This window comes from Allobosea sp. P1_A7, assembly GCF_056406775.1.
In genome coordinates this window covers 1-4,496 of sequence record NZ_JBFTZN010000369.1, presented here as the reverse complement: position 1 = coordinate 4,496, position 4,496 = coordinate 1, and the positions used below count along the sequence as shown (strand labels likewise).

Annotated in this window: 4 protein-coding genes; 1 reads left to right on the top strand and 3 read right to left on the bottom strand. The window is 64.0% G+C overall.

All coding sequences use genetic code 11. The annotated features are described in order from the left end of the window. Positions 1 to 17 precede the first annotated feature (17 nt). Complete coding sequence (locus tag AC1D34_RS34320) at positions 18 to 272, top strand: MarC family protein (RefSeq protein ID WP_476826653.1); 255 nt, start codon at positions 18 to 20, stop codon at positions 270 to 272. Positions 273 to 519: 247 nt separating this feature from the next. Here the strand turns inward: AC1D34_RS34320 and AC1D34_RS34315 are convergent, their stop codons facing one another. From AC1D34_RS34315 to AC1D34_RS34305, 3 genes are all read right to left on the bottom strand, one after another. After that, positions 520 to 1,395 carry an ABC transporter permease gene (locus AC1D34_RS34315; RefSeq protein WP_441508420.1) on the bottom strand — a complete coding sequence of 292 codons (876 nt, stop codon included), beginning with the start codon at positions 1,393 to 1,395 and terminating at the stop codon, positions 520 to 522. A 37-nt stretch (positions 1,396 to 1,432) separates the two neighbouring features. Beyond that, a complete protein-coding gene (locus AC1D34_RS34310) occupies positions 1,433 to 2,386 on the bottom strand; it encodes an ABC transporter permease (protein ID WP_441493134.1) in 954 nt (317 codons plus the stop codon). An 88-nt stretch (positions 2,387 to 2,474) separates the two neighbouring features. Continuing rightward, complete coding sequence (locus AC1D34_RS34305; RefSeq protein ID WP_476826652.1) at positions 2,475 to 4,160, bottom strand: peptide ABC transporter substrate-binding protein; 1,686 nt, start codon at positions 4,158 to 4,160, stop codon at positions 2,475 to 2,477. Between the last annotated feature and the right edge of the window lie 336 nt (positions 4,161 to 4,496).

Sequence of the window (4,496 nt, the reverse complement as noted above, 5' to 3'; positions counted from 1 at the left end):
TCGCCACGATCATCGGGATGACCGCGACGATCAAGGATTCATCCAAGGAAATCCTCTCGTTCATCGCCATTTCTGCGGCAATCCTGGCAACGATGTTCACCACCTATATCTGCCTGATCTATGCCGAGAAGCTCACGCAAAGAATCGGCCCGATGGGGATCGACGCGATCACGCGCATTGTCGGGTTCTTTGTTTCCGCGATCGGGGGCGGCCTGATTTTCGACGGCGTGGTCGAAGCTCTGGAAATGCATGGCATGACCACTTTGCACTGAGCGACGTCTCCGTCCGGGAAGCGTGCCTGCGAAAAATGGAGGGGCAAAATCTGTTATTGGGCAGGGCGGCTTTTGCCCGCGCTGCGAGGGCAGGCTCGGAACAGGCCGCGGCCGGCTTCAAGCGGGCGCCAGCTTCGGCAGGCGGCGGCGGACATGGGCGGCGAGACCGGCGATGTCGGGCGCGGCGTTAAGCCGGCGCAGCCCTGGCTCGCGCTCCGCGCTTTCGAGCGGCCGTCTGATGGGCGTCTCAAGCCTGCCGCGCATCGAGTGCGTCGCGTAGTCCATCTCCGATGAAGTTGAAGGAGGTCACGGCGAGCGTGATCGCGGCGCCGGGGATGATTGCCAGCCAGGGTGCGCTGGTCAGGTAGCTCTGCGCGCTTTCGAGCATGTTGCCCCAGCTCGGCGTCGGCGGCTGGATGCCGAAGCCGAGGAACGAGATGTAGCTTTCGGCCAGGATCGCGTGCGCAACATTGAGCGTGGCCGCAACCACGATCGGCGCGACCGCATTGGGCAGCAGGACGCGGAACATGGTGCGCTTGCTGCTGGCCCCGAAGGAGACCGAGGCCTGTACGAATTCCCTCGTCTTGAGCGAGCGGATCTGCGCCTCGACGACGCGGGCGACCTCCATCCAGGAGGTCATCGCGATCAGCAGCACGATCGAGGGCACGGAGGGCTGGATCAGCGCCGAGACCGCCAGCAGCAGGAAGATCGAGGGGAAGCACAGCATCGCGTCGACAAAGCGCATCAGCGCGGCGCCCAGGGCCCCCTCGTAGAAGCCCGCGACCAGCCCGACCACGACGCCGATCGCCATCGCGATCGCCATGGCGGAAAAGCCGACGGCGAGGGAGATGCGGCCCGCCATCAGGAGCCGCGCGAGGATGTCGCGCCCGAGCGGGTCGGTGCCGAGCACATGCGGGCCCGAGAAGGGCGCCGCGAAGCGGGAGCGGATGTCGATGAAGGTGTCGGTATAGGGCAGCAGCCACGGCCCGACGATGCAGGCGAGCGTCAGCAGGGTGATGGTCGCAGCCCCGAAGACCGCAAGCCTGTGGCGCCGGAAGCGCCGCATGCCCGGGCTGTTCCAGAAGCCCGGGGCGGGCGCAAGCATCGGTTCGGCCATGCTCATGAAGGGCGCCTCTCGCTCATCGGTGACATCCGGCTCATCAGTGGCTTCCGGCGATGCGCGGATCGGCGACGCCGTAGAGCAGGTCGGCGATCAGGCTGCCGAGCAGCACCAGCATGGCGGAGAACATCAGGATGCCCATCACCACGGGATAGTCGCGGTAGCTGATCGAATCGAGGAAGAGCCGGCCCATGCCCGGCCAGGTGAAGACGGTCTCAGTGACGAGCGCGCCCGACAGCAGCGTCGGCACATGCAGTCCGGTGATGGTGATCATCGGCAGCAGCGCGTTGCGCAGCACATGCCGCAGCAGGATGGTCCGCTCCGGCACGCCCTTGGCGCGGGCGGTGCGCACGTAATCCTGGTTGATCACGTCGAGCATCGAGGAGCGCATGTAGCGGCTCCAGACTGCCGTCGAGACCAGCGCCAGCACGATGCAGGGGCCGATCAGGTGATGCAGCTGGTTCAGGAAGGAGCCGTCGCCCACCGTGTAGCGGTTGCCGGCGGGCAGCCAGCCGAGGCCGACCGAGAAGACATAGATGATGACGAGCCCGAACCAGAAGGTCGGGATCGAGAGCGCGATCATCGCGCCGATCGTCGCCAGCGAGTCGAAGATCGAATAGCGCTTGATCGCGCCGAGGATGCCGACCCAGGCGCCGAGCAGCATGGCGAGCAGCGTCGAGGTCAGCATCAGCTCCAGCGTCGCCCCGATATGGGAGGCGATGACGTGCAGCACCGGCTGCTGGTCGCGATAGGAGCGGCCCCAGTCGCCGCTCAGCATGCGCCAGAGCCATTCCGCATATTGCACGGGGAGGGGTCGATTCAGGCCGAGCTGTTCCGCGATGCGGTCGAGATCGGCCTGGGTCATGTCGCCACCGGCGGCGAATTGCGAGAGCGGCCCGCCTGGCGCCAGGTGCAGGATGGCGAAGCCGATCACCGAGACGATGAGCAGCAACAGCAGCGACTGGCCGAGGCGGCGCAGGAGGAATCCGATCATGGCGCCGTTCTCCCGGCCGCTCCGCGCTTCATGTCACTTCGCCCGTTCAATCACTTCACCCGGTGCCAATCACTTCGCTCGGTGCCAATCACTTGGCCCAGTACCAGCTGCCCATGTTCCAGGCGTTCTGGCGCTGGTTGATATTGGGGCGATAGCCGATCAGGCCTTCCTTCACGCCCTCGATCGGCGCGTATTGGAAGATCGGCAGGATCGGCAGCTCCTCGCGGACGATCTCCTGCAGCCTGAAATAGATCGCCTTGCGCTTCTCCTGATCGAAGGTTTCCTGGCCTTCCTTCATCAGCGCATCGGCCTCGGCATTTTCCCACTGCATGTAGTTGCCGCCGCTGCCACCCTTCACCGGAATCGCATCGGAGGCGAAGCGCGAGGCCGGGTCGGGGTCGACGCCGGTGCGGAAGGTCGTACCGACCAGCAGCGACTCGAATTTGGAGCGCACGTAGAACTCGCCCCAGATCACCGCTGCCGGCATGTTGTTGATCGTCATCTTGGCGCCGACCTGCTGCCAATCCTGCTGGATCAGCTGCTGGCATTGCTCGCGCAGCTGGTTGCCGGTCGTCGTCGAGACCGCAAACTCGAGCGGCACGCCGTTCTTCATTCGCGTGCCCGAGCCGGAACGTTTCCAGCCGGCATCGTCGAGCAGCTTGTTGGCCCGGGCAAGATCGCGCTGCTGGACGGGGAGGGCGGGGTTGAACGCCCAGGATTCGCGCGGCGCGAAGGATTCCGTCGGCTTCRGCACGCCATAATAGATCGCGTCGATGATCGCCTGCTTGTCCATCGCCGCATGGAGCGCGTGCCGCACGGCCTTCTCGGCAAAGACCTTGTTGCCGAGATTCGGCATGATGATCTCGAGATTGCCGCTCGGCGCGACCGCGACCTTGCGGCCGGGAAGCTTGATCGCCTCCTGGTAGAAATTCGCGGGAATGCCCGAGATGATGACCAGGTCGACCTGGCCGGTGCGGAACTGGGCATAGAGCGCCGTCAGGTCCGGGATGTATTTGAGAACCGCCTTCTCGAGATAAGGGCCGTCGCCGTGATAGCTCTCATTGGCGACGAGCGTGATGTTGTCGCCGGGCTGTCGCGTGCCCCAGCGGAACGGGCCGGTGCCGACGGGAGCATTGTTGAACGGCGCCGTATTCGGGTCCGCCGCCTTGCCCAGGATGTGCTTGGGAACGATATGCGTGTTCGCCAGCATCGCGAGATAGGGGGCGTAGGCCTTCTCCATCCGCCACGAGATCTCGTGCGGGCCCTTGACCACGATATCCCTGACGAAGGCATGGCCGACGCGCGTGCGCGCCTTGAAGCCGGCGGTGTTGATCAGTTCCAGCGAGTATTTGACGTCCTCGGCGGTGAAGGCCGTGCCGTCATGCCATTTCACGTTGTCGCGGAGCTTCACGGTCCAGGCGAGGCCGCCTTCCGAGATGCCGCCATTCGCCTCGCTCGGCACCGCGAGAGCGAGATCCGGGCGCAGCGTGCCATCGGGCTCGGCGACCCAGAGCGAGTTGAAAACGCTGGTCCAGACGACTTCGTCGACCTCGACGCCCGGCATCAGCGGGTTGAAGGAAACCGGTTCCTGCGAGAGCCCGACCACGACGACGCCGGTCGGCTTGGCCGGCGGCGGGGCGGTGGGCTTAGTCGCCGTCTGAGCTCGTGCGGCAAAGCCGAAACTCGCGGCAAGCGCGCCGGCGCCGAGGCCGAAGAGATCGCGCCGGTTCAGGTTCCAGTTCGAAAACCGCCGTGGATCGTGACTGTCTCGCATCGTGCTTCCCCTCTCCCAAGGCAACCGCTTTCAGCGAATGCGCTGAAAGGCATCATCATAATAATGAACACAAGCGGCAACCCATTTTCATAATGGGCGTCATTCGGCTAAAAATCTTCATCATATGATATCGTGCGTCAAGGTCTGAGGGCGCTCCGGTCTGTGGAATTTGGCCGGTATTACAAGCAATGCGTTGTATTTAAAGGGTAATTTTATAAATCATCGGAATTTCATCAAAATAGTTGCGCGGGCATTTTCATCATCATATCGTTTGCGGGCCTTCAATCGCTTCCCTGGGACCCCATGCCGGATACAGTGCTGCCCGCCGAGAACGCC